Below are 24,155 nucleotides of genomic sequence, written 5' to 3' on the forward strand. Positions count from 1 at the left end.
GGATTAGGGAATGAAAGAAAATAAAGATTTAAAAATGAATAAAGGTAAAAAGAAAAAAATTAGTTTTAAACATTATTTAGCTTTTGCATTACCATATGTATTGTTTGCAGCACTGTTTGTAATTGATACTTCAGCATATGCGGCTGGGGAGCCAAAGATTTATTCTGGTACTAAAAAAATGATTGGTGATGCTACAACATGGCTTATCGCACTAGTTCCTATTGCGGGTGGTTGTATGGTTGCTTGGCAACAGTTTAAAAAGCAAATGTCTGATAATGATCCAGCTGATATTGCACATGCAAATAAACGTACTAAACAGATTTTAGTTGCAACAGCAATTGGTGTATCGGCTGTAGGGTTAATTAAATGGTGGGCTAGTTACTATAACTAAGAAGAAGGTTAAAAAACATGGGATTCATATTAGATAAGATATTTAACAGTTGGATTAATGGAGCAATTGAATTTTTCTTGAAAATAATTGCCGAAATTGCCGGCGTATCTGTTTATGTATTAGAACTAGATATTGTAAAACAGGCCATAATCTATACGCAAGTTATTGCTCTATCCTGGGTTGTAGTTGTTGTTGCATTCCAAGCTATATACACTTATATACTTAGAATGAATGGGGATAGTGGAGCAGATCCTATGGCACTTATAAAAGGTTCCGGTCAAGCGGTAGCAGTTATTTGTACGATTCCTTGGATTGTATCTTATGTATATAAATTTGGTACACAGATGGCTGTTGATGTAGCTAAATTACCTGGAGCCAAATGGGACAAGAGTACTAGTGAAATAAAGCAAACACTGGATTTAATTGCAAAATCAACATCTGTTATACCTCTATTTGTATTATTATCGGTTATCGTGGCTGTTGTAGCCATTATTATTGTTCTTATACAAACATCTATTAGAGCAGCTGAACTAGCTTATGCAGCTGTAGCGGGTCCACTTTTGGCTACTGGATTGGTTACAAATTCAGGGATGTATTCAGCTTGGTGGAAAGATGTTTTAGCGATATCATTAGCCCAGGCTTCACAGCTATTTATGTTAAAACTTAGTTTTGAGGCTTTAAAAACAATGGTATACAAAGATTTTCCGATTATGTCGTTATTCCTATTCTTGGGGATTCTTTGGGTGGCAATCAAAGTACCGAAAACCCTTCAAAATTGGGTTCATAGTACAGGAACAGGGAGAATGGCAACAGGTGTAGCTCAGCAGGCAGCTACAGCAGTTATAATGAGAAAAGCAATGACGAAGGGAGCTTAATATCTATGGAAGATAGAGAGTTTGAGAATCCATATTTAATCCCTAAAAACATTAAAGCACGATTTGAATTAATACCTGGTTTTGGGTGGCGAGAAATTTTCGTCACCTTAGCAGGTGCAATAGTTGGATTTATGCTTTTACTGTTATTAGGAGTTTTCGGAATTCCTATAATTGTTAGGATATTCCTCGCTGTAATGTGTGCAGGTATAGGATATGGTATATCGGTTCAAAATCCACGTACTGGAGTGAACTTATTAGATATTTTAAAAATGATGAGGCAATTCAATGCGAGACCTAAACGATTTTATTACGTTTTTGGTGAAGGGAGAGAAAGAGATTAATGAGTCTTTTTAAGAGTAAATCTAAAAATAATCTTTCACCGGAGCAAGTTGCAACTCAAAAAAACAAAGCAGTTGCTCAACAGTGGATGCCCGTGATGGATATTAACAATGAATTGCTTCATTTGAAAAACGGTTCGATTGTAGGATTTATAAAAGTTCAGCCTTTGAATATGGATTTATTATCAAAGAAGGAACAACGAAGAAAAATTAAAAGTTTAACTGAAGTTTATAACGGGATAACTCGTGGTCAACAAACATTAACTATTGCTAGACCAGTTGATTTAGATGGTTATATTTATAGGTTACAAGAGAAAAAGGCAAATGAAGAAACTCCAGTTAAAAGAAAAATTATAGAACAGGATATTAAGCGTGCAATTATGATGTCTAGTGGTGGTGAGGCGGTAGAACGTCAATTTTATATCATAATATCAAGCCGAAATAACAAAGATGATATGGATCAGGATCAGTTACGTAGAACATGTAATGAAATTGCACAAGAACTTAAAGGAGCAAGTTTATCCGGACAAGTATGTGATGATCAAATGATTCGTGATTTACAATTCTTATTTGGAAATTCAGCACAATCTTCAGTGGAAAGAGCACCAATAGATAATGGCCCATTTATACAAGCTTTTTATAATGGTAATGATACTGTAAATGATGAGGAAAATGAGGGAGCATAAAATATGGCGAAGGTAAAAGAAAAGAAGAAAAAGATTGCTGGCAAAAATCAATTGTCAGGATTCTTAGATGTAATTACACCTAGTGTGATAAATTTTCAGCCTAAACAATTAAACTATGGGGATAGATTTCAACGTGTACTTGTTATAACTGATTATCCTCAACGTGTAGGGGAAGCGTGGCTAAGTCGAATTGCAAATATTCCTGGTGTAGTAACGTCAATGCATACGGAACCTATTGACCCATATGATTTAGTAAATGAAATTCGTGTTTCTATGGGTGAACTTGGAGCCAAAATTGAAAATATGGGAAATCCAGTTTCAAGAGAAAGGGCACAGGATCAATATGATGATGCAAAGGCAATTTTAAAAAAGATTGATAGAGAACAGCAAAAAGTAATGTTAATGACGGTGGTACTTTTAGTATCAGCTGAAGATTTAGATGAATTAAATACGAGATGCCGAAGAGTAGAAAGTATGCTTGCAGCAGCAGGGTTAAGGGCAAGAACACCGATGTTTCTACAAGAAGAAGGATTAAGAACTGTAGGCCCATGGGGGATGATGGAAAATCGAATTAAAGATATAGGAGCTAGAAATATGCCAGCTGAGTCCGTAGCAGCAGGCTTCCCATTTGTATATTCAGGTCTTAATGACGGTGAAGGTATTTTATTAGGTACTGATAAAGGTGGAGGGATTATTCTTTGTGATTTCTGGACTAGGCGAGAAAGTAGAACAAACTCAAATCTAACTGTTATCGGCCGCCCAGGTGTAGGAAAGAGTACAGCTGTTAAAAAGATTTTGCGTGGTGAGTATGGTCGTGGAACAAAAATTATCATTATAGACCCAGAAGATGAATATGGTGATTTAGCAAGAAATATGGATGGGGATGCTATTGATTGTGGGGGATCACAAGAAAGTCGAATAAACCCCCTACAGATAAGAGATGTCCCATTAGATGATAAAGATGAAAAAGAAAAGTTATATGAAGAAGTTGAAGGAAATAATAGTGGCCCATTAGCGTATCACTTTCAATTCTTACGAACATTTTTCAAACTATATTTAGGTAATATAAGTAGAAGAGATATGAGTTTATTGGAAGTAGCCTTAGAAGCATTGTATAACTCAAAAGGTATTAATTGGGCTACTAATCCACAAGACATACCTAATGAACAGTATCCAACATTAAAAGATTTATACTTTATACTATTAGATTTATCGAAGGAAAATGTGGAGGAACTTACAAAAAAATGGGGAGACTTATCCAACGTTTCTCTAACGGGTGCAAATAGCAAGGATTGGCTTGATCTATCTATTTTATTAAGATCAGCAGCGGTAGGAGCAGATTCATTTTTATGGAGTGGACCGACTACAATTAATCCTAAATCAGATTTTGTTGTATTAAATATTAAGAACTTACTAGAGGCGAATGATGAGATTAGAAGGGCACAATTTTATAATGTTTTAGGTTGGGCCTGGAATGAGGTTTCAAAAAATAGAAAAGAAAAGGTTTTACTTGGTGTGGATGAATGTTACTTATTAATTGATCCTGAAGTCCCAGAAACAATTAAGTTTTTACGAAATACCTCAAAACGTATTCGTAAATATGAAGGCGGTTTAATGGTAATAACACAGGATTTAGTAGATTTCTTAGATCCAGCTGTAAAGCGATATGGACAAGCCTTACTAAATAACCCTGTATATAAAATTTTACTAGGACAAGGTGAAAAAGATATTGAAGCATTAGAAAAATTAATGACTTTATCAGAAAGAGAAATACATACATTATCAGAAGGGAATAGGGGAGAAGCTCTATTTATTGCTGGTAATAGACGAATGCATTTAAAAATAGATATTTCTCCAGAAGAATTAATTATGTTTGGTGAGGCTGGAGGCCGTTAATAGAATTAAGGTGAAATATAAATATATTTGTTCTTAAAAGAACGTAGAGTTTGTTTTATTAGGTAATTATTACTACTCTATGTTCTTTTTAGAACGTTTTAGAAGGTGAAACGGTGATTTACTTAAAGGCAGCTTTACTTTTAAAAGATTATTGGAAACCAATTTTGATGGTCTTGATAACTGGGATTGTTTTAGTGTTATTAGGCCCTTTTCTTTTGCTAACATCTTCAACTCCAGGTGGCAAAGAGGAAACTATTAAAAAATATATAGAGGTAGCAACTAATTTACAGATTAATTGGGTAGAACTGGTCGCATTTGATATGGTCAAGTACGAAAATCATTTAGACGGAAAAGATCCTCATGATTCAGCTTATCATTTTATAAAGCTTAAATATGAAGAATATAAAACAGAAGAAAAATGTATTAAAACAAACAAAGAAACTGGTCAATGTGAAGAGAAACAAACGCAAGAAATAGTTACATCTAGTAAAGAAATTAAAGGGAAAAAGGCAGTTCAAGATTTTTTTGCGAAATTTAATCTTTCAGGAAATAGTATAAGTAACAATATAAAGAAGATTAGCGATATGCCTGGAAAACGTGTAATAAGTTCCTCTGTAACATTAGATGAGGCGATGGATGATGCTAAGTTTACAAAGGAACAGAAAGAATATGTTAAAAAGCTGATTGAAGCAGGAACAATCCAGCAGATGTTTCCCGATGCAGGTACAGGAACAGGAGCGGTGTGTACACCAAGCGGTACTTTAAATAAGGAATTAATTCGTCAACAGATGGATAAAGCGGGGAAATTTAAAGGAATGACAGATGATTTTATAAGCATAGCGGAAAAACATAAGATTGATCCAGTTATTTTTATTTCAATCGCATTTCACGAAACCGGAAGAGGAACATCAAGGGCGGTTCGAGAGAAAAATAATCCTGGAGGAATTATGGGAAGTGGAGGACTATGGACTTTTTCTACTTTACATGAGGGACTAGATTTTATGGCAAAGAACTTATATAAACTATACATATCACAGGGGTTAACAACAATTCCAAAAATAGGTGCTAAATATGCTCCTGTGGGTGCAAGTAATGACCCACAGGGAATGAATAAAGATTGGGTACCTGTAACAACACAAATAGCAAATTCATTGGGTGGACTAACGATGAATTGTGAAGCTGGAAATCAAGGTGGAGGTATAGTTTTAGATGGAAGTGGCGGACAAAAATTTGATGCTAATAAAGTATATACATCTATGGCACAATTCCTTGGAAGACCTTATGTTTGGGCAGGTGCTAATCCAGCACAAGGTTTTGATTGTAGTGGTTTAATGCAATGGAATTTTAGACAGGCAGCTGGGATAAATCTTCCACGTACAGCGCAAGAACAATATAATGCCACAGCAAGAGTAAATAAAGAACAATTACAGCCTGGGGATCTTGTATTTTTCTACGGCACATACGTAGGGCCAAAAGTCACACACGTTGGGATGTACATTGGAAATGGGAAAATGATTAATTCAAACAGTTCGGGCATAAAAATTGATAATGTATTTGAAGGATATTGGAATAGACAATATTACGGTGGTGGACGAATTGTTCGTTAAGTATCTAAAAGGAGAGGGACAATTTGAAAAGTAGAGTGATTATAAGTGTGGCAGTCATATTATTTATGACGGTTTCTTATTTATTTATATATACTTATGGGGAAAATCGAAAATTAAAAAATGAAATTGCGAAATTCCATTCAGAAGAAGAGGTAAAAACAGAAATGAATGGATTTATTAAAGAGATGTCTGAAGGGAAATCCGAGGAATTTGAAAAATATTTGATTGGTGAAGCTAAAAAGAATTTTTTAAGTATAAAAGAAAGAAAGCAAGAAGATTTAAAGGTTAAGCAAACAGACATCCAAGAGCTTAGGGCAATAGCGAAAAATAGTGAAAAAACTAAGATTACATCTTATGCAACATATAGGACTACATATGATGTAGGTACGGATGATATTCAATCCATTTATGTACAAGCTATTAGTGTAAAGGCTGAGTGGATTAAAACTGATACCGGTTGGAAATGTGAGCATTATGAAATTCATTTGTAGAAAGGTAGTGTGTAAGGATGGATGGTATTATAGCACGTCCTAAATTTGTTGAAGAGATAAAAGCTGCTCTCGAAAGAGAGGCTGCTTTTATAAAAATTGGTGAATTTGAAGAAGATAGTTTTAAGCAAGCTTGTTTTTCAGCAGCTCAGGTTTCGTTAAAGCTACTTTTAATTGATATAGGGGTTACAGATAGTGCTAGTTTGATAACTGGAATTAAATCTATTCGTGCTAGTAAGCCATCTATAAGAATTGTATTATTAGCGATAGATAAAGAGCCAGGCGATAAAACGGTAGCAGCTGTTGTGAGTATGGGCATTACAGATGTAATACCGTTATCGACTGAAACTATAGATGAAAAAGGGAAGGAGCGAGAAAACTTCACGCCTTTAATAGAAAAGCATATTAAGAGGAATACAACATATGCTGATGTTGTTAGATGGCATTATGAAGTAGGAAATGAATTTTCTACTTCTAATGAAAAGATAAAAACCAAGATACTTACAAAAAAGCAGGTTATAGAGAAAAAAATTTATGAAACAAAAACCGAGGTAGTATCCGTTGCAAATAAAAATATAGCAATATGCGGTTTAAGTTCGAAATCAGGTAGTAGTTTTGTGTCTATGAATCTTGCAATGGCAATGAGTGATTATGATCTAGCAATTTCTATAGTAGAACCACCAATAAATCCGTATTTTTTTGATACATTGTTACTACATGAACACGAAGAAGAGGATAATCAATTCATGTCAATTCCTCACATGATTAAACAAAATGAAATCGGAAACAAGGAGTTTAATAATAAGGTCTTTGATATTTATTGGAATGTAGCTGATACTAGAAAAAGTAAAATTGGTGAATGGGGAATTAATGAATTAATAAAACAAATACATTTTGAGAAAAAGGCAATTAATATTGTAGACTTTGGGGAGAATGTACCACTAGATGCATTTAGCTATATGGATTATATATTTATTATAATAGATCCTCAACCGTATTTAATCGCCAAGGAAATAGATAAAGTAATGAATTTTGTAAAATTAAAGCAGGAAGGCCACCCAATATATTTTATCTTTAATAAGATGAATAAAGGGGTAGATGGTAAAGGTTTATGTAATTCTCTAGGATTAGAAGGGGTTATAAATATTCCACATATAGATCCCGTAATTACATATAACTGTCTATACGATGGTAGGATTCCATTTGAGCATAAAGATATAGATGAAGAATTTGTAGATAGTATGGATATTATAATAAAAGAGGTTATAGGTAATAAGTACTATAAGAAGGAGAAAAAAACTTCTCTGTTTAATAGATTTTTTAAGAAGTGAAATATAGTGAATTTAATTTAATATTTATAAAAAAAGAATTGGAATATAGGTTGATAGTCCTGGTGAACACCTATATTTCAGTTCTTTTTTATATTGATAAATTTTATTTGTAAAAAATGTGTACATTAATTTTAAATATGCTATAATGTTCCTAAAGGAACATTATTAGTCATATATAACTAATAAATAATTTTTTATGTAGTTACAAATACCTAATATTGATGTTGAGTAGTTGGGGGTTGGTACATGAGTCTACTCATAGTTTCGCTGTTTATTACATATATGCTCTTTAACATTTATACAGATTTTCTGTACTTAAAAACTAAAGGTTACTGGCATCTTATATTTTTAGTTCTTTGTATCTGTCTGGGCGTAATAACACATATAAAATTATTAGATCTAATGTGTGTAGTTTGCGTTTCACTAGTTGTAGGGATATTGCGAGAGAATATGAAACTAATTCGTTTTTCTCCTGGTGACACAAAGATGATTATTGTTGCATCTTTGTTTTATTTCCTAATTAGTCCAGAGGAAGGCGTATTATATACAGCATTAATAGTGCATATTGCAATTTTCATGTGCTCATCAATTTTGACAGGATTTATTACTTTGTTATTGCTTTTCAAATCTTTTATACGATTTAAAACAATAACTGGATATCACAGTATTAAATTTAAAAAAATGAATATCTCGCTAGTGACAGATGGGTGGAAGGTAACTCGTATGTACTATTGTTTGCCAGCAGCTATTTCAGTGCTAGGGGGTGTTATACCATTAATTCTAATGTCATTGAAATAAATGAATGCATTGCTGGTTTTACGCAATGATTGTATATTAGAATAATGGAATTAAAAAGGAGGAAATTTATAATGAAAAAGAAATTATTAACTACAGCAACAGCATTGACTATTATGGGGACAGCAGTTTTAGGGACAGGAGCTTCAGTTAATGCGGCTGATAATACAGATTCATTAAAATATAATGATGTTCCAGCAAATCACTGGTCTACGAAGGCAATTTACGATTTAACAAACCGTAAAGTAGTGCAAGGTTATGGAAATAATGTCTTTGGTTTTGGTGACAATGTAACTCGTGGACAAGTAGCACGTATGATTTATACATACGTAAAACCAGCGGATGCAGATGCTAGTTTCAAAAATCCTTTTACTGATATTAAAGGACATTTGTTTGAAAAAGAGATTTTAGCAGTTGCTAAAGCAGGACTTGTGAAAGGATTTGGTGATGGTAAGTATGGACCAGATGATATCTTAACTCGTGAGCAAATGGCACAAGTACTTACAAATGCTTTTAAATTTAAGGGTACGAAAACAACAAAATTTGCAGATGTTGATAAAAATTCTTGGGCTTATGGTGCAATCAGTGCATTAGAAGAAAATGGAGTTACAATTGGTACAGGAGGTAATATGTATTCACCACAAATGCATGTAACACGTGAAGCATATAGTCAGTTCCTTTATAACTCTATTAATGTAGTAGAAAAGAAAAAACCTGAGACTAAGCCAGAAGTGAAGCCAGAGGAAAAACCTGAGACTAAGCCAGAGGTGAAGCCAGAGGAAAAACCTGAGACTAAGCCAGAGGTGAAGCCAGAGGAAAAACCTGAGACTAAGCCAGAAGTGAAGCCAGAGGAAAAACCTGAGACTAAGCCAGAGGTGAAGCCAGAGGAAAAACCTGAGACTAAGCCAGAAGTGAAGCCAGAGGAAAAACCTGAGACTAAGCCAGAGGTGAAGCCAGAGGAAAAACCTGAGACTAAGCCAGAGGTGAAGCCAGAGGAAAAACCTGAGACTAAGCCAGAAGTGAAGCCAGAGGAAAAACCAGAAACAAAGCCAGAACAAAAATTACCTGAGGGGTTAAACCAGGAGTTAACAACACCAGAAACAAAGTTTAATGAAACAGCATTTAATAATTTACCGATTGCTCAAAAATCAGTTTCAAGTGGCGCTCAAAACATTGTTAAATCTGTCAATTCTACATACGGTACAAATTTGAAATTTAATGAAATTGGTGTATCAGTAGCACTTAAAGACCAGGGAATGTATTTACCAGCAGGTACATTTAATTCACAATTTTTAGTTGAAGGCGTAAATAAAGATGAATTCGAAATTTACTTTTTAGGAAATAACGCTGCAACTGTAGAACTTGCTAAACAATGGGTTAATCTATTAAATCCATCACTTAACTTAGATTCAGAGATTGATAGTGTAGTAGCAACTCATAAAATTAGTAACTATGAAAAAGAAAATAACAAAATAAGAATTGGGCTATCAACAGCGGATCAAATGCTTTATATCCGTGTAGAATCTAAATAATTTAAATTAATTTATGGCATACGAACTAGATAAAAATAAATTAAACTAGTTCGTATGCCACCAATACACGAAAGGAGGAAAATCGTGTATAGAGTAAGACCTTTGTTGTTTTTATTGATATTTATATTCTCGTTACTAGTTCCCAATGCAGCTAGTGCTAGAAATAATGATGTTCCATTCTATAATGGAACTCCAGATACGGAACTAACTTCTAGGCAGTTACAAATACCTGGTAAGTTACTTCGACCAGGTAAAGGATATACACCCCCAGGAAGTGAGAATATATATTATACAGCTGACATACATTATCCAGCATTGTATAATGGTGCATTTAATTTTGGTAATCATCATGAAAACTTGATTAAAAACACTGAATCTTCAGAGCCTTTTGTCAATTTAATTAATGATGGAGTTATAGGGAGTGGAAATCCTATAGGTAATCGGATGGTCACTGAAGTGGAAAGAATGAATGCTTCTATAGTATCCAATATTTATTTTGGTAATGGAGATTTTGTATTAGGTAATATAAATAAACATACTATATCCCATGAAGAAACAGGTAAAAGATATGGTAATTTTTATTGGATAAGAGATATAGCTTATTTAAGTGGGGGATATGCTGGTGCAGGTTTAAGTAGGGAAATTAATCCATATAACATATGGATTGTCAGGACGAGTTTCCCAGATATAACTAAATTCAGTGCAACAAATGGCTCCAAATCAAATCCAGTGTTTTTTGATCTAGAGGGCTATGAATATGTTTCAAAAAACAAAGGTTACACAGATAATGACCCGAATAGTACCACGACTAATCCATACGAAGAAAGTGCTGGGGAAAGAAACCGGGTACATTGGTTCTTAGAAATTTATAAAGATGGGGATTTGGTAGATAAGAAAAACGGATATATGCGCTCGAAACCAAAAAGTAATCCATCTAAAGCGAATGAGAAAGAATCAGGTCACTTTGTAAATGACAATGTGAATCCAATAGGGTGGCAACCTGAGTCGTGTGGAAGATTTACTGCTAAAATAAAGGTTCTAGATGGTGTTCAAAGGACTTCCCAGGAAAAAACAACTACCTTTACAGTCGATGGGGATTGCGATGATAAACCAACTACTAATCCGGATGATAATATGTGCAAAGATGATTTTAAGTATAAAATGGACTTTGCTGTAGATCGAATTGAAGGAGAAACAGCAGAAAAAGGAACAAATATTTCTACTCCTGTAAAAGTATCTAGAGCCAATTTTAAAGAGGAAAGGGATAAATATAGGGGTGAATTAAAAGAGAAGATTAACTCTCTACAATCAGAAGTAAATAGTCTTAAAGATGATAGAGATAGTACACGGTCTAATTTAAAGTCATGTCGTTTGGATCAAACTTGCTATGTGGATGAAAAAGGAAAACAGCATTGTTACCCAAGAGATTGTTCATGGTGGGAAGAACGTTTAGATAGTATTCTATTAAGACTTCAGAAAGCGGAAGAAAAATTAGAATGCGAAACAAATAAATTAAAACGACTTGAAACATTAGAAGCTCAGTACAATTCAACAGAACCTAACGTCACCTTAAGTTTTGATGGTGATAGGGTAGGGGCGCAGAATGTTACCTTAAAGGAAGGAGAGAGTAAAACCATAAGCTTTGATTGGTCATTAAAAAGATCTGGTCAAATAGAAGCTGAAATTAATCCGATACCACGAAAATATGATAACAGTAAAGATGTTAAAAAGACGAACTTTAAGAATAATAAACTAGATACACCTATATACACATCTAGTCATCAAGTGTCATTATGTCCTCGGCCTGGAGAAAAAGCTAGTATTCATGCTGTAGTAAGAACAATAAATGACAAGGGAACAAAGGATAACCTCTATGAATATCTGACAGGTGAGATAATTAATTTATCCAGAAAAACATTGAGATCGGGATATGGATTTAGTTATGAGGTGAAAACAACTTATTCTAATGAAGATCCTAAAAGTAGTGCAACAGGGCCTAAAAATACAGATTCATTTTTCCCAACAATGACTAAGCATTTGCAATATCCAAAAGTTGATGATGGATATAAAGTGCAAATGGAAAAGACGGAAAATTCTGTAAGTGAATCGGTTTGGTCACTCCCAATGACATATGTTGAAAAGTTTTCAGGTAATGTCTTTGATAAAGACTATAAAAATCACCCAGCTTATAATCCAAAAGAGATAATTCTAAATGGTGGTCGAAAGTGGTATACATCTTTTGATCAAAAAGATGGGAAATATGCTTTTAATATTAAATCTTATAATGCTGGAGTAAATAAATTAAACTTATGTCTAACTGGCGAAGTGATGATTGAAGGTTCATTTATTGGAAATAAAAAGGGCGAAGATGATTTTATTAGAAGATCAGTAAATCCGAGTAATCCATTCCCTGATAAGGTGGGATGGAATTGGCAAGGAAAAGAAACAATGTTAACAAGTTTAAATAATTGGTGGACAAATTGGAAATATCCGAATCCTAAAGATATTCCTCCAGGTTATCATAAAGAATCTTATAAAATTAGTCCTGAAATTTACCAATCTATTAAAGCATATAATAAATCTCATGGATTAAATGTGGATTTAAATAGTGAATTCTTTAGCAAGTTTAACCTTAAATAACCTAAAAAGGGTGATGTAATTGAGTGCCCCTAAGTTTGTAATAATGGCTCTTGTATTGCTTGGATTTACATTGTTTATTGCAAGTTCAAGTTATTTGTTTGCAGCTGATACAAATGAGGACAGAACTTTAGAACAGGCAGCAGCAAGCGCTATGAGCCAGGGTATTAATATGGGACAGGTTAGGGTGGATGAAGAAGTTACAGTTAATGAGGATGTAGTAAAAGAGGCTCTTGTGAGACAGTATGTAGAGCAATCAAATCTAAGTGATGGTGAGAAGCAATTACATATATATGCTCTTGCTTCTCAGCCATCCATGCTTGCTGTAGAATCTTATAACACTTTTGATCTTCCGATACGTAAATACCTAAAAGAAGAAGATGAAAAAGCTAGTGTTCGACAATTTGCTAACATTATATTTGAAGCAAAAAAATTGAAAAAACCTAATTAATAGGAGTTGGAAGATGTGAAAAAAAAGAGTACGCCTAAGAAGTTAGCTATTACTTTAGCAGCTTCAATAGGATTAGTAGTTGCGATTGTTGGATACGAGAATTATGCCGTTTCTAGCAAGGTCAATTTACAAAAAGTATATTTTACTAAGGTTGATATTCCACCTAGAACCAAGATAACCAAAGATATGTTACAAGTACGTGAAGTATCAAATAGCTCCATTCCCCCTAATGCGATTAAAAATCCGAATGACATTGTAGGGAAATATACTGTAAATGGTTTTGGGTTAGTCGAGAATTCATATGTTTTTAAGAATAAAGTGGTATCTAAAGATGAGCTTCCAGATGCAGCTATTTTAAACTTAAAACCAAGTGAAGTGGCATTTCCTCTATTAGTAGATATTGAGACTTCTTCAGGGAATAGTATTATTCCAGAAAGTCACGTGGATCTGTACTTTAAGGGAACAGTTAAGGATAAAGATGAAAAAGGTGAGGTTGTAGAAAAGCCTATCTTTGGCCGCATTGCAAAACATGTAAGAGTAACAGCGGTTAAAGATAGTAATGCAGCAAATGTTTTTGATCCTGCAACTATAAATGTGGAAGGTTCATATCAGGATAGCTTAAAAGAAGAAGCGAAAAATCGCCCTATGGCAAAGATTTATACATTCGCAGTGAATGAAGAAGAAAATACATTGCTAAATCAAGGTACATTAATTGGGAAAATAATCCCTGTTGCAAGTGGAACAGCATATAAAACAAATGTTGAAAAAACAGCAGATGAACAAATTGTAAAATGGATACAAAAACAATCGTACAAAGTGAAATAAGAGAGTGAGGGATAGACATGGGGAGTAATAATCCCAAAATTATCGGCGTATTTGGTATAGAGCAAAATATTGGTAAGGCTACATTATCTCATGCGTTATCAAAAATAATTGCAGAAAATCAACATAAAGTATTGTTTGTTGAGTTAGATTATTCAAATCCTTCGTTTGCCAATAAAACCCAAATACCTCTTGGTGATAGACATATGGGAAAATTTATGGAAGAAGCTATTTTGTATAATCAATTAAATCTTGAAAATTACATTTTTAGAAAAAAAGATATTCATAGTAACACAAAACAATTTGATTGGTTGCCCAGTTCATTGGATTTACTAGTTTATCCAAAGGAGTATCAAGCATCCGAATTTCCAGATTTTCAAAATGATAGCGAAGAAATTATCATTAAATTCGTAGAAAAATTAATGAATAGAATCAAGAGTTTAGACTACGATGCAGTTATTTTTAACCTTCCATGTGAAATTGACGATATTTTTGGATTACCAATATTACGTAAATGTGAATATGTGATTAATGTATTGAATGGTAGCCCTAAATATCTATCGAGATATATGGAATTAACAAATGTCTTTGAACAAGCTGATTTACAATACAAGAAATGGATACAAGTATTTAATCTTTGTAGTAGTAATATAGGTAAGGATATTTACGGAGAATTAACTGAGTTAAATATTTCTGAATGCATTCCGTATTGCAATGAACGAGCTGAATTTGAATTTGCTTTGAAGGTGGGCTCTCCTATAATTGATTTGCATTTGAAAACTATTTCTCGTCAACTTGGTTTCTTCATTAAACAAGAAGAAAAAAGAGGTGGCATTAACAAACTATGGAGATCGTAAAGAAAAATATTATCAATTTAGAGAAGTATGGTCATAGTCCAGGGAAAAAGAAAAAAATTGATATTGAGAAGTATATTTATACTATTAAAGCAAGTAATAGTATAGGTGTTAATCATGAAAAGGAACTACCGGAAGAATATTTAAAAGAAGTAAAAGATTTCTTGAAAAATGAACATAAATCATTACTTCAAGAATCCTTTGGTGATGAAAAAAAGAAAGCTGCACTAAGGAAAGTGGTTTCTCAATATCTTATTGAAAAACCTAATCTTCCAGGGTTTTCGCTAGATGAACTAACCAAATTATTAGTGGATGCTGTAGCTGGTTTAGATATTTTGGAAGCTTTTGCAGAAAATCCAAATGTAACTGATATTGTTTGTAATGACTATGATGAAATATGGATTACTGATCTTAAGGAAGGAAAGTACCTTTCTGATATTAAGTTTAAAGATAGAAAAGCATATGAAACATTATGTTATAAGTTTGCATATGCATCTGGGCAAACTTGGTCATATTCAAAACCAGAGTGTGATGCTTTTTTCCCTAACATGCGCATTAACTTAATGGGATTTGATATTTCACAAGAGGGTATTTCACTTGCGATTCGTAAGTTTACTAAGGGTTTAAGAATTAGTCGAGAGTCGATTTTAGAAACACAGCAAGCAAATGAAATTATGATAGATTTATTGAAAGCTATTGTGAGAACACGCAGTAGAATATTAATTTCAGGATCAACAGGAGCAGGTAAAACGGAATTATTAAAGTATTTAGTGGGTTACATTTTTAAATTGGATAGAGTTCTGATGGTCCAGGATAGCCCGGAGGTCTTCTTAAAATTTATTTATCCAGACCGTGACATTAAAACTTGGATAACAAGAGAAAAAGAAGGGGTTGAAAATGTTATTGACTTAGATCGACTAAACCGATCCGCACTACGCCAATTTATAAAATGGCTAATTATTGGGGAGTCTCGTGGTGGAGAAGCTTGGAGTATGGTTAAATCAGCCAAAACAGGACACCCAGTTATGACATCATTACATTCTTTTGGTGCAATTGATAGTATTGAAAGGGTTGTAGACATGTGTTCAGAGAAAGTTAATATGTCATTAGAGTCATTATATAGAAGTGTAGCAAATAACTTTGATTTCGGTATTCATCTAGAACAAACACTGGATGGAACAAGAAGAATTACGGAAATAGTTGAATACACAGGTTATAAAAATGGGGAAGTACAGTACAATAAGTTATTTTCTTTTGATATAGAAGCAGAAACAGAGTATGAAGATGAAAAAGGTAGAACTAGATTCAAAGTAGATGGATGTCATAAACAGACTGGCTATTTAAGTGATTTCAGAATTAAAGAGATGAAAAAGGCCAGAGTTTTTACTAAACAATTAGAAGATTTACAAAAGGATAGGGAGAAAGAAGACCTACCTAAGGGAGGGGCAGCAGTTGCAGTATCTTAAATATTTACCATATTTAATTATGATTGCAGCCATCTATTATGTTATCAATGCGAATCTAGATAGCATACAAAATAAAAAGAAAAATGCATTGAAATATGTTTTAAATAATAAATCAAAGGATAGTAAATTTATTACATATCTTAAGAAAAAAGGATTATATAAGTGGATTAGCCCTAATCAGATTATTCATGAGGGTAAAGAATTCAATTGGAATTTAACAATTAAAGATTATAGTATGCTTTTAATTGTAGGTTCATTAATTGGGGTAATAATATTTTATGGGTTTTTTATCTCGGTGAATTTTGCTGTTTTTGGTGTGATAGTAGGATTAGTTTTACCGAGAATTATGATGTTTTATAAAAAGAAACGATATGAACTATATGTTGAAGAACAGTTGATGTTGTACTTAAATTCACTTGCAAATGCGATGTCAGCATATGAAAACCCTAGCTTTGCGATTAAAAGTATATTGCCTTTAATGCAGTCACCTATTAAAGAAGATGTTGAAAATTGTTTAATCGTACATTTAGAAGGAACTAGTATTAAAGAATCTTTTGAACCGCTGATTAACAAGTATAAATACAAGAATCTTAAGTTATTTCATGACATGTTGGATCTTATCTCTAAAACAGGAAAAGATGAAGATGGCTTGTTAATGAGAATAGCGGATGAATTTCAGCAAAAAAAGATATATAAAGCCAAATTAAAAGCAGGAATGGAGCCAAAACGATCTTCATTTAAAAAAATTGCTATTATGACAGCATCATTTCCATTCATGTTTTTAGCAGTTACAGCAGATGATTACATTGCTTTTGCAGGGACACCGACAGGGAAAATAATACTTACATTAATGATTCTTGTAAACATTATCTGTGCAGTTAAAGTCGAGCAACATTCATTCTATGATCCAACAGAAGGTATAAATAAAATAAGTTAAAGAAGGGGATAAAGTGAATCTATTAACCACGATTCCACTGTTTCTCTTGCTGTTCTCACTAATATATTTAGTAGTGGATTATGCATTTGAAAGAAGAAATAATAAAAAATTTCAAATACATAAATATATAGGACGGTATAGGAAGAATGAGGAAAATCGAACATTTCTATTCATGCTCTTTGAACCAATTCTAAAGCTTAAAAAAAATTGGATACCTCAAAGAATGGAAGAGGAACTAAATATAAAATTAGATAAAGCAAATCTAAAGATTACACCAATTGAATTTTTGCTAAAAAAATTAGTAATATCAATATTTGTTTTCCTATTTGCGCTTATATATGCATGGATATTTCCACAATATAAGCTAATTATCTTAACAGTAGGCTTAATAATTTCAGCTCTGGTTTTCTTTTATGAAAACGTAAGGTTGAACAGTATCATTAAGTCTAGGGAATTAAGGTTGGAGCTAGAGTTACCAGAGCTCATGATTCCTCTAGGGTTTATGCTTTCTAAATTTTCAGCCTTTGAAGCGACAAAAAGATCAATTGAGTACGCATCTGATAGTATAAAACCTTATGCAGAGGAATTGGTTGCTAAATTAGAACTGGAACCTGGTAGCCATGAGCCTTATATAGAATTTGCAAAAGCACTAAATATTCCATCCGCTTATCAATTTATGGTAGCTCTAGAGCAATCTATGAAGATGGATGAAGAAAAAAGTAAAGAAATCATAAATGCACAAATTGAAGTAATGCAAAAACTACAATCTGAATCTCATGATAAGTTAGTTAAAATGAGACCAGGATTAGTTTCTAAATATATTATTTTTGCTTATCTAGGCATGGTTATTTTAATTATGGGAATATCATTTGTTTCTATATTTGATAAATTCGTCAATCTGTTTTAATAGAAGGAATTAATAAATTAATAAATTGCTATATGCAATTATTATAAAAAAATACAAACCAAAGGGAGAAATTTATTATGAAAACATTAGCAATCGAAACAAAAAAAGGAACAGGATTTTTAAACAAGGGAAAAGATCTATTAAGAAAAAGTAAATCATGGTTATTAAATGAATCTTCAGATGAAACTACAGATAAAGCAGTATGGATGTATATTGGTGTAGGAGTTGCTCTAGTAGTTTTAACAATCCTATTAGTAGCAATGAAAACAGGAACAGGAAATATCGCTGACTTCTTTGTAAGTGTTACAAAAGGATCTAAAGTAGAACCTTCAGGATGGGGAAAATAATAGAATAATATTAATGTAAGTTATACAAGAGGGGTAGTTTATTATAACTACCCTTTCTTTTTAGAAAAAGGAGGCCGAGATTAAGTGAGTGAGGCAATACAGTATGTTTTATTTTTCATTGCGTTAATGGCAATAATTTTCTTTGGTGCTGAGTTTGCTGGCCATACTGTATATAATACAAAAGCGAATGAGCTAAGTGAGTATGCAGTAAGTCTGGCTGAACGTGAAGGGGAATTTTCACCAACAGTTATAGAGAAAGTAAAAAAGAAACTTGATGATTGGAATATGGATTCTGATAAATGGAAAATGGATTATACAAAAGGTAAAGTAGACTTTAACCAACCTTTAAATTTTAAAATTGAAGGTGAGTATGAATATAAAGTATTCAATTTGATTCAAAGTGGAGTCGGTGTAAAGAAAGTATCAATTTCAAGTACCCGTAGTGGTTTAAGTCAAGTTTATTTCAGACCCTAGTTTTTTTAATAGAGATTAGTGGTATAAAAATACATAGTTGTCCCTTTATAAGTGCTTTAAAGAACATGTAAGATACCTTATACTGAAAGGAGAATGAAAAATAGAAAATGAGGAATATGGTATGGATATTAAAGATTATAGTATAAAAAAATATAGAATTAGGCCCGAAGCAATGAAGCTAATTAAATATTTAAATTGGAAAGAGACTTCTCAAAAAGAAGAGGATAAGTTTTTCTTAGATAAAATTGTGAATACATATTTCTCACAGATTTTGGCGGGACAAATTTTAATTCAAAAAGAAAAGATAAGTGGACGTAAAGATAGATCATTATTATTCAAAAATGATACTCATCAATTAATAGATAAAAAGCATTCCAAAGCAAAGTGTACAATGGGTGAAACGATAGAATTTAGCCTATTTATTTATGCTCAGGAAAATTTAACTTCAGAAGAATTAAAGATGAATGATTTAAATGCATGGAATATAACATATAGAAGGGTAAGAAAATAATATTATGTTCAAAAAAATATTAAATAATGTTGGAATGATACTATTGGGATCGGCAATTGCTATATGTTTAATATAAAGAATAAAAGCAGGTATTTTATAGTCAAACTATAGAATATCTGCTTTTATTTTTGTGAAAATGCCTATTTTCAGAAGACAAATAAAAAATGGGTTTTCAGATTCCTTTATATGCGTGTTTCAAAGGAATATCCATGGTTTTGGTTTAGAAGGACAGAAAATGTATTTAAACGAAGAATAAGAACAGTATAGATAATTCGATAATTTCACGTACCCTATTTTTCTATTTTTTTAACAATAACTATTTTTCCAGATGTATGGTTAATCTTTGGGATGAGGATACCTTTATCTAAAAAATCCTTCTTACTTTTTAATTGAGCTTGCACTAAATCCTCTATGGGATTTTTTTTAAATGTAAAACGCTTTTTAGATCGCTTATAATATTTCCAATAAAACGTAGTACTTTTTAACCGTTTATTTTTTTTAGCTAATGTTTTTAAAGAAAATCCTTTAATTTTTCCAGAAGAGCTATTAGCAACAATAAATTTATTTTTTTTATTATCATAGCCATATAGGGGAATCCAATGTGAAATCATAGATCCTTTTTTTAAGAATCTGTATAATTTAATCGGATTCCACCAGGAAATAGGGGTAGCAATGCTGAATAAGACAAAACAATTTTGTTTTTGTATGTCCTCAATAACACTGATATCATCTAAATAATTAATATCTTTAATTTTAATATCATAATCGATATTTTTATAGATGAAAGTATTTTTGATTTTATTAAGAAAGGAGATATACGATTCAAAATCAAAAAATTCACCTACAAAAGTAGTTCCTGTTTTAATATTTGATTCATCTTTAACAATATTAGCCTCTAAGAATGAATACACCATTTTATCAGCTTGTTCCTTTGAAACATCTTTCTTCTGATTAATATGGTACATTCCATTTATAAAAGCATAAATTCCACAAGTGGGACCTGTTTGTTTAATACATTGAGCCATTAAGACCCCCCTTTTTTTCAAAACGTTGATTTAAAAACAAAAGGCAGCCGTAATTCACAGCTACCTTTTCAATTATTTGATAAAACACCAGGTAAATTATGAAGCTAAACGTCCCTCAATTTCATCATATTTAACTTTTGCAGTTTGTAGAACTTTGTCTAATTTAGCTAAAATTTCATTTTCTTCATCAAGGGAGAGTGCTGATTCTTGACGGCTAAAACCATTTAATTCTACTTCAATAAGTAGTAATTTTTCTGTAATATCATTATGTATAGTGGAAGTATCATTGCATATATCCCTAATCTGTTTCGCTAGCTCACTATACTTACTTTGATAGTTAGTACCACGAGCTTGCATATCACGAAATTTTTCACTCCCAATAGTCCTTATTTCAGAAATACTAGTGGTGACCACTTGAAGTATTTTTTCTAGCTCAGATCTTTTTTTATGATCATTTAACTTATCTAGAAGAGCACTTGCTGTATTAGCTGCTGTTGAGGCTCTTTTACTGCTAAATGTACCCCATGCAGCAGAACCAATAGCAATGGCACTACTAACTATACTAACTGCATTATTAGTATTACTTACAATATCCCATACAGACATTACTAAATCTCTCTCTTAACATATTTGTATTTTTCCATACCTCTATAAAGCTCGTTAAACACTTCTTCCCAACGCTTGTTTTCCCAAAAAGCATAAGTAATAGCTTCAGCAAAATGATAACCGTGATCAGGCACAATAGCATTTATTTGCATTTCAAACTCATGATGAGACACTTGTTTACCTTCACCAATCATTTTTCTGTATTCGTCCATAAGATCCATTATTTGTGTGAATTGTATTTGAGTGAGATCGTAATCAAATACTAATCGTTCTACACTTCCATTGGTAAATAATAAATTTTGCTTAAATGTTAAATGTGCAACTTGTTGTTTTAGCTGTTCAATTTCATCTAATAGTGCTTTGTTTTCCATATATAGTTCCTCCAAATTATTTTGTATTTATTATGGTTTTTTTTACCCAATCATTATCTTTAATTTCTTCATCAATTAAACTTACAATTTCTTGTAGGGCATCATCTAATGTTTCAAAACAAGAGGGATTACAAACAGCTGTACTAACTTCTTTATTAGTTTCAATAATTTTAGCTTGTGCAGCATACTCATTTTCATCGAAACATAATATTTCTATTGTGGCCATTGTTCTTCCAGCGACTACAATATTAAAATATTTTTTTTCAAATAATTGAATTGGTAGTGTAGATTTAATATGTTTCATAGAATCATCCTTTCTAAAATGTATTTGCAACATATAAATATATTATAAATAATAATATAAAAATATTCCATTTCATCGAATTAATTGGCTTTTTTGGTTAAAGCATTAATTTTTTCTGTAGGCATATATTATGAAGGAATGATAAAAGGGGGCACTAAATATGGACATTTACTCATTATACCATTACGTAAGTAAACCAATTATAATTGAACATAATGTAGGAGCAAGTTATCCTAATCCGTTAACAGTGTATATAACGAAAGTAAATAATGATCAAAGTATAGAGGTAATTTGTACAAATTCTTTAGGACTTATGGTTAGTGAGAAATTTACTCAAACTCAAATTACTAAATATACTTGTTTGTAATTAGAAAGGAGTTTGGATATGCAAAATTTAGAGTACAGTCAAAGGCTTGTAGGTCCAGAATATTTTCAAGGGTACTTAAGTAGACAAATCAATATATTCACAATAAATGGTAATTATAATGTTTATCCATTGCATGTAGACAGTCAAAATTTATATTGTACAGAAAATGGTACAATGCTAGCAATGATAGTACCTTTAGGACATATAACGTCTATACAATGTGTAATATAAGGATCTTATATGCGAGTATTTACAATAGTTATAACCCTTTGGAATTCCAGATAAAAACGATAAATAATATTTATTATTTATCGTTTTTATCTGGAATTCTATTGAAAAACGATAAATAACAATGTATAATAGAATTATAAAAACGATAAATAACAAATTAGTTTTAGAAAGAAGTTAAAGGTATAATTAGTTAATGTAGTTTGTAAAAGAATTAATACATGACTAAAGTCTTTCAATTTATATATTAATTTACATTAATCTAATATATAAATTGATTAATTTGTTCAAAGGGAGAGAAACAAATGCAGGTAATTTTTGAAATGATTAAAGATGGTCAAAATCTAAATAGTGAATTGAACAAACTTGTTGTCGAACCTTATATTGCAGAAACAGGTATTAAACGAGAAGAAATTAACCTAAGCGATTTAGCAAAATGGATGGAGGATAAAGTGAAAAATGAAAGATGATAATAAGGAAATAATATATAACAAAGAAAAAATCATTACATCTATTGATGATATTTCTTTATTACAAGATAAGCTACAAGAGGAACAAAAAGAATTTAAAGCTATTTGTTCTTTAACCAGGGAGTTTAGAAATCTTATTAAAAAGGTGATGTAGATAATGAGAGAACGTGAGAATTCAGATAAACCCATCCGTTGTTTTTGTTGTGACAAGTCTATTTTAATAGAATCAGCAAAACTTATGGATGGACTTTATTGCTGTAACGATTGTTTTGAAAAGCGTAAAGACATAATACTTAGACATAGAACATCTAAAATGAATTTATTTCTTGTAGAAGAGCAATTAAAAGAGTTAGATGTTAAGTGTAAAGTAAAACTAATTTCTTCGGATGAAGATGTTGAATAAAGGAATAGAGGAATATCTACGTTAATCAAATTTGAATTTTGTAGAAAGGAGAAATGAAATGAATTCATTTTTATTAGTGCCAATTATTTTTATGGCATTTGTATTTCTATTCATAATGCTATGCTTGTTAGTAAATGTAATTTTTCTTTATTTTGAAAAGGAATTACCTGATTTATTGAAGTTGGCATTACCAGGAATGCTTACGTGTCTAATTTTGCTTTTATTTCTTCATTTTATAAAATAAGTTATTTATACAAATGTTGTTTACTAATTTTATGAAATTTGAATTTTGTAGAAAAGGGGAATGAGAGATGTTGAAAAAAGGCGATAAAGTAGTGATGCATACATGCGGAGAAGCGCAACACTATGACGGTAAAATTTGGACTTGTACAACTGATGAATTCGTAAGAGGTGAAGGTGTATACACGCAAAACTTAGTTTTTTTAGAAGAATTTAGTGGGTGTTTCTTAGCTAAATATCTCCAAAGGGTAAAATTTGTACAAAAGGGGATTATTTAATGAAAAATAGAAAGTTTTTTATGAAATTGTCATGTGTTATAGCACTTTCTATGGTAGGAGGATGCTCTAGTTTTAACATATCTAATAAAGAATCAACAGTACAAAATTCATCACAATTACCAAAAGAAAGCGATTATTCAAATTCAAGATTCAAGGCAATAGAGCTTGATAGTTATACACTTGTCTTAATTGATAAACAAACAAAAGTTCAATATTTAAAAGTAGCTCGAAATGAAGGATTTGATGGTGGATTAGATATTGTACCTTTGTATCAAGCAAATGGTAAACCATATGTAGGTAACGAAGTGAAAGACAATCGTTTTTCCACAAAAGAAATAGATGATTATACTTTTATTATCACTGATGAAGAAACAAAAGTTCAATATTTAAAAGTAGCTCGAAATGCAGGATTTGATGGTGGAGTTGTAATAGAACCTTTATTAAATCCAGAAGGCGGATTACTAACAGCTCAATAAAATTTGAATTGTTTATAATTTTTTCTACAATAGGAGGCTATA

30 protein-coding genes are annotated in these 24,155 nt (G+C 31.9%); 26 read left to right on the plus strand and 4 right to left on the minus strand.

What is annotated here, in order from left to right; translation table 11 throughout:
• Positions 1-10: 10 nt before the first annotated feature.
• From ACXKY9_RS28755 to ACXKY9_RS28850, 20 genes are all read left to right on the plus strand, one after another.
• Positions 11-391: a hypothetical protein gene (locus tag ACXKY9_RS28755; RefSeq protein WP_000662185.1), complete on the plus strand. Its 381-nt coding sequence runs from the start codon at positions 11-13 to the stop codon at positions 389-391.
• Between the two features lie 17 nt (positions 392-408).
• Positions 409-1,266, plus strand: a complete 858-nt coding sequence (locus ACXKY9_RS28760; RefSeq protein WP_000505795.1) for a conjugal transfer protein TrbL family protein — start codon at positions 409-411, stop codon at positions 1,264-1,266.
• Positions 1,267-1,271: 5 nt separating this feature from the next.
• Positions 1,272-1,607 (plus strand): PrgI family mobile element protein, encoded by a 336-nt coding sequence (locus ACXKY9_RS28765; protein WP_000390116.1) that lies wholly within the window; start codon positions 1,272-1,274, stop codon positions 1,605-1,607.
• Positions 1,607-2,290, plus strand: a complete 684-nt coding sequence (locus ACXKY9_RS28770; RefSeq protein WP_000051766.1) for a TraC-like domain-containing protein — start codon at positions 1,607-1,609, stop codon at positions 2,288-2,290. Before ACXKY9_RS28765 ends, ACXKY9_RS28770 begins: the two co-directional genes overlap by 1 nt.
• A gap of 3 nt (positions 2,291-2,293) precedes the next feature.
• Entirely contained in the window at positions 2,294-4,186 is a 1,893-nt protein-coding gene (locus tag ACXKY9_RS28775; protein ID WP_001151311.1) for a VirB4 family type IV secretion system protein, read from the plus strand.
• A gap of 113 nt (positions 4,187-4,299) precedes the next feature.
• On the plus strand, positions 4,300-5,793 hold the full coding sequence (locus tag ACXKY9_RS28780) for a C40 family peptidase (protein ID WP_012008617.1): 1,494 nt from the start codon (positions 4,300-4,302) through the stop codon (positions 5,791-5,793).
• Positions 5,794-5,816: 23 nt separating this feature from the next.
• Positions 5,817-6,284, plus strand: coding sequence for a hypothetical protein (locus ACXKY9_RS28785; protein WP_000842365.1), 468 nt, complete (start codon positions 5,817-5,819; stop codon positions 6,282-6,284).
• 17 nt (positions 6,285-6,301) lie between these two features.
• A complete protein-coding gene (locus ACXKY9_RS28790) occupies positions 6,302-7,612 on the plus strand; it encodes a response regulator transcription factor (protein WP_012008619.1) in 1,311 nt (436 codons plus the stop codon).
• A gap of 402 nt (positions 7,613-8,014) precedes the next feature.
• Positions 8,015-8,410 carry a hypothetical protein gene (locus ACXKY9_RS28795; RefSeq protein WP_230690723.1) on the plus strand — a complete coding sequence of 132 codons (396 nt, stop codon included), beginning with the start codon at positions 8,015-8,017 and terminating at the stop codon, positions 8,408-8,410.
• Between the two features lie 71 nt (positions 8,411-8,481).
• Positions 8,482-9,939: an S-layer homology domain-containing protein gene (locus ACXKY9_RS28800; RefSeq protein ID WP_040120058.1), complete on the plus strand. Its 1,458-nt coding sequence runs from the start codon at positions 8,482-8,484 to the stop codon at positions 9,937-9,939.
• Positions 9,940-10,023: 84 nt separating this feature from the next.
• Positions 10,024-12,579 (plus strand): hypothetical protein, encoded by a 2,556-nt coding sequence (locus ACXKY9_RS28805; RefSeq protein WP_040120059.1) that lies wholly within the window; start codon positions 10,024-10,026, stop codon positions 12,577-12,579.
• 43 nt (positions 12,580-12,622) lie between these two features.
• Positions 12,623-13,027, plus strand: coding sequence for a hypothetical protein (locus ACXKY9_RS28810; RefSeq protein ID WP_003272648.1), 405 nt, complete (start codon positions 12,623-12,625; stop codon positions 13,025-13,027).
• A 15-nt stretch (positions 13,028-13,042) separates the two neighbouring features.
• A complete protein-coding gene (cpaB, locus tag ACXKY9_RS28815) occupies positions 13,043-13,852 on the plus strand; it encodes a Flp pilus assembly protein CpaB (RefSeq protein WP_000730537.1) in 810 nt (269 codons plus the stop codon).
• A gap of 17 nt (positions 13,853-13,869) precedes the next feature.
• Positions 13,870-14,706, plus strand: coding sequence for an AAA family ATPase (locus tag ACXKY9_RS28820; RefSeq protein WP_000535384.1), 837 nt, complete (start codon positions 13,870-13,872; stop codon positions 14,704-14,706).
• Complete coding sequence (locus ACXKY9_RS28825; protein ID WP_000407060.1) at positions 14,694-16,169, plus strand: TadA family conjugal transfer-associated ATPase; 1,476 nt, start codon at positions 14,694-14,696, stop codon at positions 16,167-16,169. The genes ACXKY9_RS28820 and ACXKY9_RS28825 overlap by 13 nt, the downstream gene beginning before the upstream one ends.
• 19 nt (positions 16,170-16,188) lie before the next feature.
• On the plus strand, positions 16,189-17,106 hold the full coding sequence (locus ACXKY9_RS28830) for a type II secretion system F family protein (protein ID WP_012008623.1): 918 nt from the start codon (positions 16,189-16,191) through the stop codon (positions 17,104-17,106).
• Between the two features lie 13 nt (positions 17,107-17,119).
• Positions 17,120-18,013: a hypothetical protein gene (locus tag ACXKY9_RS28835; protein WP_001050939.1), complete on the plus strand. Its 894-nt coding sequence runs from the start codon at positions 17,120-17,122 to the stop codon at positions 18,011-18,013.
• A gap of 77 nt (positions 18,014-18,090) precedes the next feature.
• Complete coding sequence (locus ACXKY9_RS28840) at positions 18,091-18,360, plus strand: hypothetical protein (protein WP_000853325.1); 270 nt, start codon at positions 18,091-18,093, stop codon at positions 18,358-18,360.
• An 84-nt stretch (positions 18,361-18,444) separates the two neighbouring features.
• Entirely contained in the window at positions 18,445-18,834 is a 390-nt protein-coding gene (locus tag ACXKY9_RS28845) for a DUF4320 family protein (RefSeq protein ID WP_001287332.1), read from the plus strand.
• Between the two features lie 121 nt (positions 18,835-18,955).
• The gene (locus ACXKY9_RS28850) at positions 18,956-19,345 is read left to right on the plus strand and encodes a hypothetical protein (RefSeq protein ID WP_000351727.1); all 390 of its coding nucleotides are present in this window, start codon (positions 18,956-18,958) and stop codon (positions 19,343-19,345) included.
• 290 nt (positions 19,346-19,635) lie between these two features.
• On the opposite strand, the gene ACXKY9_RS28855 is transcribed toward ACXKY9_RS28850, so the two are convergent.
• From ACXKY9_RS28855 to ACXKY9_RS28870, 4 genes are all read right to left on the minus strand, one after another.
• Complete coding sequence (locus ACXKY9_RS28855) at positions 19,636-20,370, minus strand: hypothetical protein (protein WP_012008625.1); 735 nt, start codon at positions 20,368-20,370, stop codon at positions 19,636-19,638.
• Between the two features lie 96 nt (positions 20,371-20,466).
• Positions 20,467-20,976, minus strand: coding sequence for a hypothetical protein (locus ACXKY9_RS28860; protein ID WP_000118032.1), 510 nt, complete (start codon positions 20,974-20,976; stop codon positions 20,467-20,469).
• Between the two features lie 2 nt (positions 20,977-20,978).
• Positions 20,979-21,347 carry a hypothetical protein gene (locus ACXKY9_RS28865; protein WP_016097284.1) on the minus strand — a complete coding sequence of 123 codons (369 nt, stop codon included), beginning with the start codon at positions 21,345-21,347 and terminating at the stop codon, positions 20,979-20,981.
• A 16-nt stretch (positions 21,348-21,363) separates the two neighbouring features.
• A complete protein-coding gene (locus tag ACXKY9_RS28870; RefSeq protein ID WP_016097283.1) occupies positions 21,364-21,651 on the minus strand; it encodes a hypothetical protein in 288 nt (95 codons plus the stop codon).
• A 160-nt stretch (positions 21,652-21,811) separates the two neighbouring features.
• On the opposite strand from ACXKY9_RS28870, the gene ACXKY9_RS28875 reads away from it, so the two are divergent.
• The 6 genes from ACXKY9_RS28875 (at position 21,812) to ACXKY9_RS28900 (ending at position 24,113) form a co-directional block, all read left to right on the plus strand.
• Positions 21,812-22,018: a hypothetical protein gene (locus ACXKY9_RS28875; protein WP_016097282.1), complete on the plus strand. Its 207-nt coding sequence runs from the start codon at positions 21,812-21,814 to the stop codon at positions 22,016-22,018.
• A 533-nt stretch (positions 22,019-22,551) separates the two neighbouring features.
• Entirely contained in the window at positions 22,552-22,716 is a 165-nt protein-coding gene (locus ACXKY9_RS28880; RefSeq protein ID WP_012008588.1) for a hypothetical protein, read from the plus strand.
• A complete protein-coding gene (locus ACXKY9_RS28885; protein ID WP_012008589.1) occupies positions 22,706-22,870 on the plus strand; it encodes a hypothetical protein in 165 nt (54 codons plus the stop codon). The genes ACXKY9_RS28880 and ACXKY9_RS28885 overlap by 11 nt, the downstream gene beginning before the upstream one ends.
• Positions 22,871-22,873: 3 nt before the next feature.
• Positions 22,874-23,119 carry a hypothetical protein gene (locus ACXKY9_RS28890; protein ID WP_016097280.1) on the plus strand — a complete coding sequence of 82 codons (246 nt, stop codon included), beginning with the start codon at positions 22,874-22,876 and terminating at the stop codon, positions 23,117-23,119.
• Between the two features lie 311 nt (positions 23,120-23,430).
• Entirely contained in the window at positions 23,431-23,637 is a 207-nt protein-coding gene (locus ACXKY9_RS28895) for a hypothetical protein (RefSeq protein ID WP_000913426.1), read from the plus strand.
• Positions 23,637-24,113 carry a hypothetical protein gene (locus ACXKY9_RS28900; RefSeq protein WP_016097278.1) on the plus strand — a complete coding sequence of 159 codons (477 nt, stop codon included), beginning with the start codon at positions 23,637-23,639 and terminating at the stop codon, positions 24,111-24,113. The genes ACXKY9_RS28895 and ACXKY9_RS28900 overlap by 1 nt, the downstream gene beginning before the upstream one ends.
• Positions 24,114-24,155: the final 42 nt, after the last annotated feature.

It is taken from the genome of Bacillus sp. 2175 (genome assembly GCF_057812155.1).

Coding starts and splice junctions, on each gene's coding strand:
- ACXKY9_RS28755 (WP_000662185.1), top strand. CDS start 11: ATGAAAGAAAATAAAGATTTAAAAATGAATAAAGGTAAAAAGAAAAAA.
- ACXKY9_RS28760 (WP_000505795.1), top strand. CDS start 409: ATGGGATTCATATTAGATAAGATATTTAACAGTTGGATTAATGGAGCA.
- ACXKY9_RS28765 (WP_000390116.1), top strand. CDS start 1,272: ATGGAAGATAGAGAGTTTGAGAATCCATATTTAATCCCTAAAAACATT.
- ACXKY9_RS28770 (WP_000051766.1), top strand. CDS start 1,607: ATGAGTCTTTTTAAGAGTAAATCTAAAAATAATCTTTCACCGGAGCAA.
- ACXKY9_RS28775 (WP_001151311.1), top strand. CDS start 2,294: ATGGCGAAGGTAAAAGAAAAGAAGAAAAAGATTGCTGGCAAAAATCAA.
- ACXKY9_RS28790 (WP_012008619.1), top strand. CDS start 6,302: ATGGATGGTATTATAGCACGTCCTAAATTTGTTGAAGAGATAAAAGCT.
- ACXKY9_RS28795 (WP_230690723.1), top strand. CDS start 8,015: ATGTGTGTAGTTTGCGTTTCACTAGTTGTAGGGATATTGCGAGAGAAT.
- ACXKY9_RS28800 (WP_040120058.1), top strand. CDS start 8,482: ATGAAAAAGAAATTATTAACTACAGCAACAGCATTGACTATTATGGGG.
- ACXKY9_RS28810 (WP_003272648.1), top strand. CDS start 12,623: ATGGCTCTTGTATTGCTTGGATTTACATTGTTTATTGCAAGTTCAAGT.
- ACXKY9_RS28820 (WP_000535384.1), top strand. CDS start 13,870: ATGGGGAGTAATAATCCCAAAATTATCGGCGTATTTGGTATAGAGCAA.
- ACXKY9_RS28825 (WP_000407060.1), top strand. CDS start 14,694: ATGGAGATCGTAAAGAAAAATATTATCAATTTAGAGAAGTATGGTCAT.
- ACXKY9_RS28830 (WP_012008623.1), top strand. CDS start 16,189: ATGATTGCAGCCATCTATTATGTTATCAATGCGAATCTAGATAGCATA.
- ACXKY9_RS28840 (WP_000853325.1), top strand. CDS start 18,091: ATGAAAACATTAGCAATCGAAACAAAAAAAGGAACAGGATTTTTAAAC.
- ACXKY9_RS28850 (WP_000351727.1), top strand. CDS start 18,956: ATGGATATTAAAGATTATAGTATAAAAAAATATAGAATTAGGCCCGAA.
- ACXKY9_RS28855 (WP_012008625.1), bottom strand. CDS start 20,370: ATGGCTCAATGTATTAAACAAACAGGTCCCACTTGTGGAATTTATGCT.
- ACXKY9_RS28860 (WP_000118032.1), bottom strand. CDS start 20,976: ATGTCTGTATGGGATATTGTAAGTAATACTAATAATGCAGTTAGTATA.
- ACXKY9_RS28865 (WP_016097284.1), bottom strand. CDS start 21,347: ATGGAAAACAAAGCACTATTAGATGAAATTGAACAGCTAAAACAACAA.
- ACXKY9_RS28870 (WP_016097283.1), bottom strand. CDS start 21,651: ATGAAACATATTAAATCTACACTACCAATTCAATTATTTGAAAAAAAA.
- ACXKY9_RS28875 (WP_016097282.1), top strand. CDS start 21,812: ATGGACATTTACTCATTATACCATTACGTAAGTAAACCAATTATAATT.
- ACXKY9_RS28880 (WP_012008588.1), top strand. CDS start 22,552: ATGCAGGTAATTTTTGAAATGATTAAAGATGGTCAAAATCTAAATAGT.
- ACXKY9_RS28885 (WP_012008589.1), top strand. CDS start 22,706: ATGAAAGATGATAATAAGGAAATAATATATAACAAAGAAAAAATCATT.
- ACXKY9_RS28890 (WP_016097280.1), top strand. CDS start 22,874: ATGAGAGAACGTGAGAATTCAGATAAACCCATCCGTTGTTTTTGTTGT.
- ACXKY9_RS28895 (WP_000913426.1), top strand. CDS start 23,431: ATGTTGAAAAAAGGCGATAAAGTAGTGATGCATACATGCGGAGAAGCG.
- ACXKY9_RS28900 (WP_016097278.1), top strand. CDS start 23,637: ATGAAAAATAGAAAGTTTTTTATGAAATTGTCATGTGTTATAGCACTT.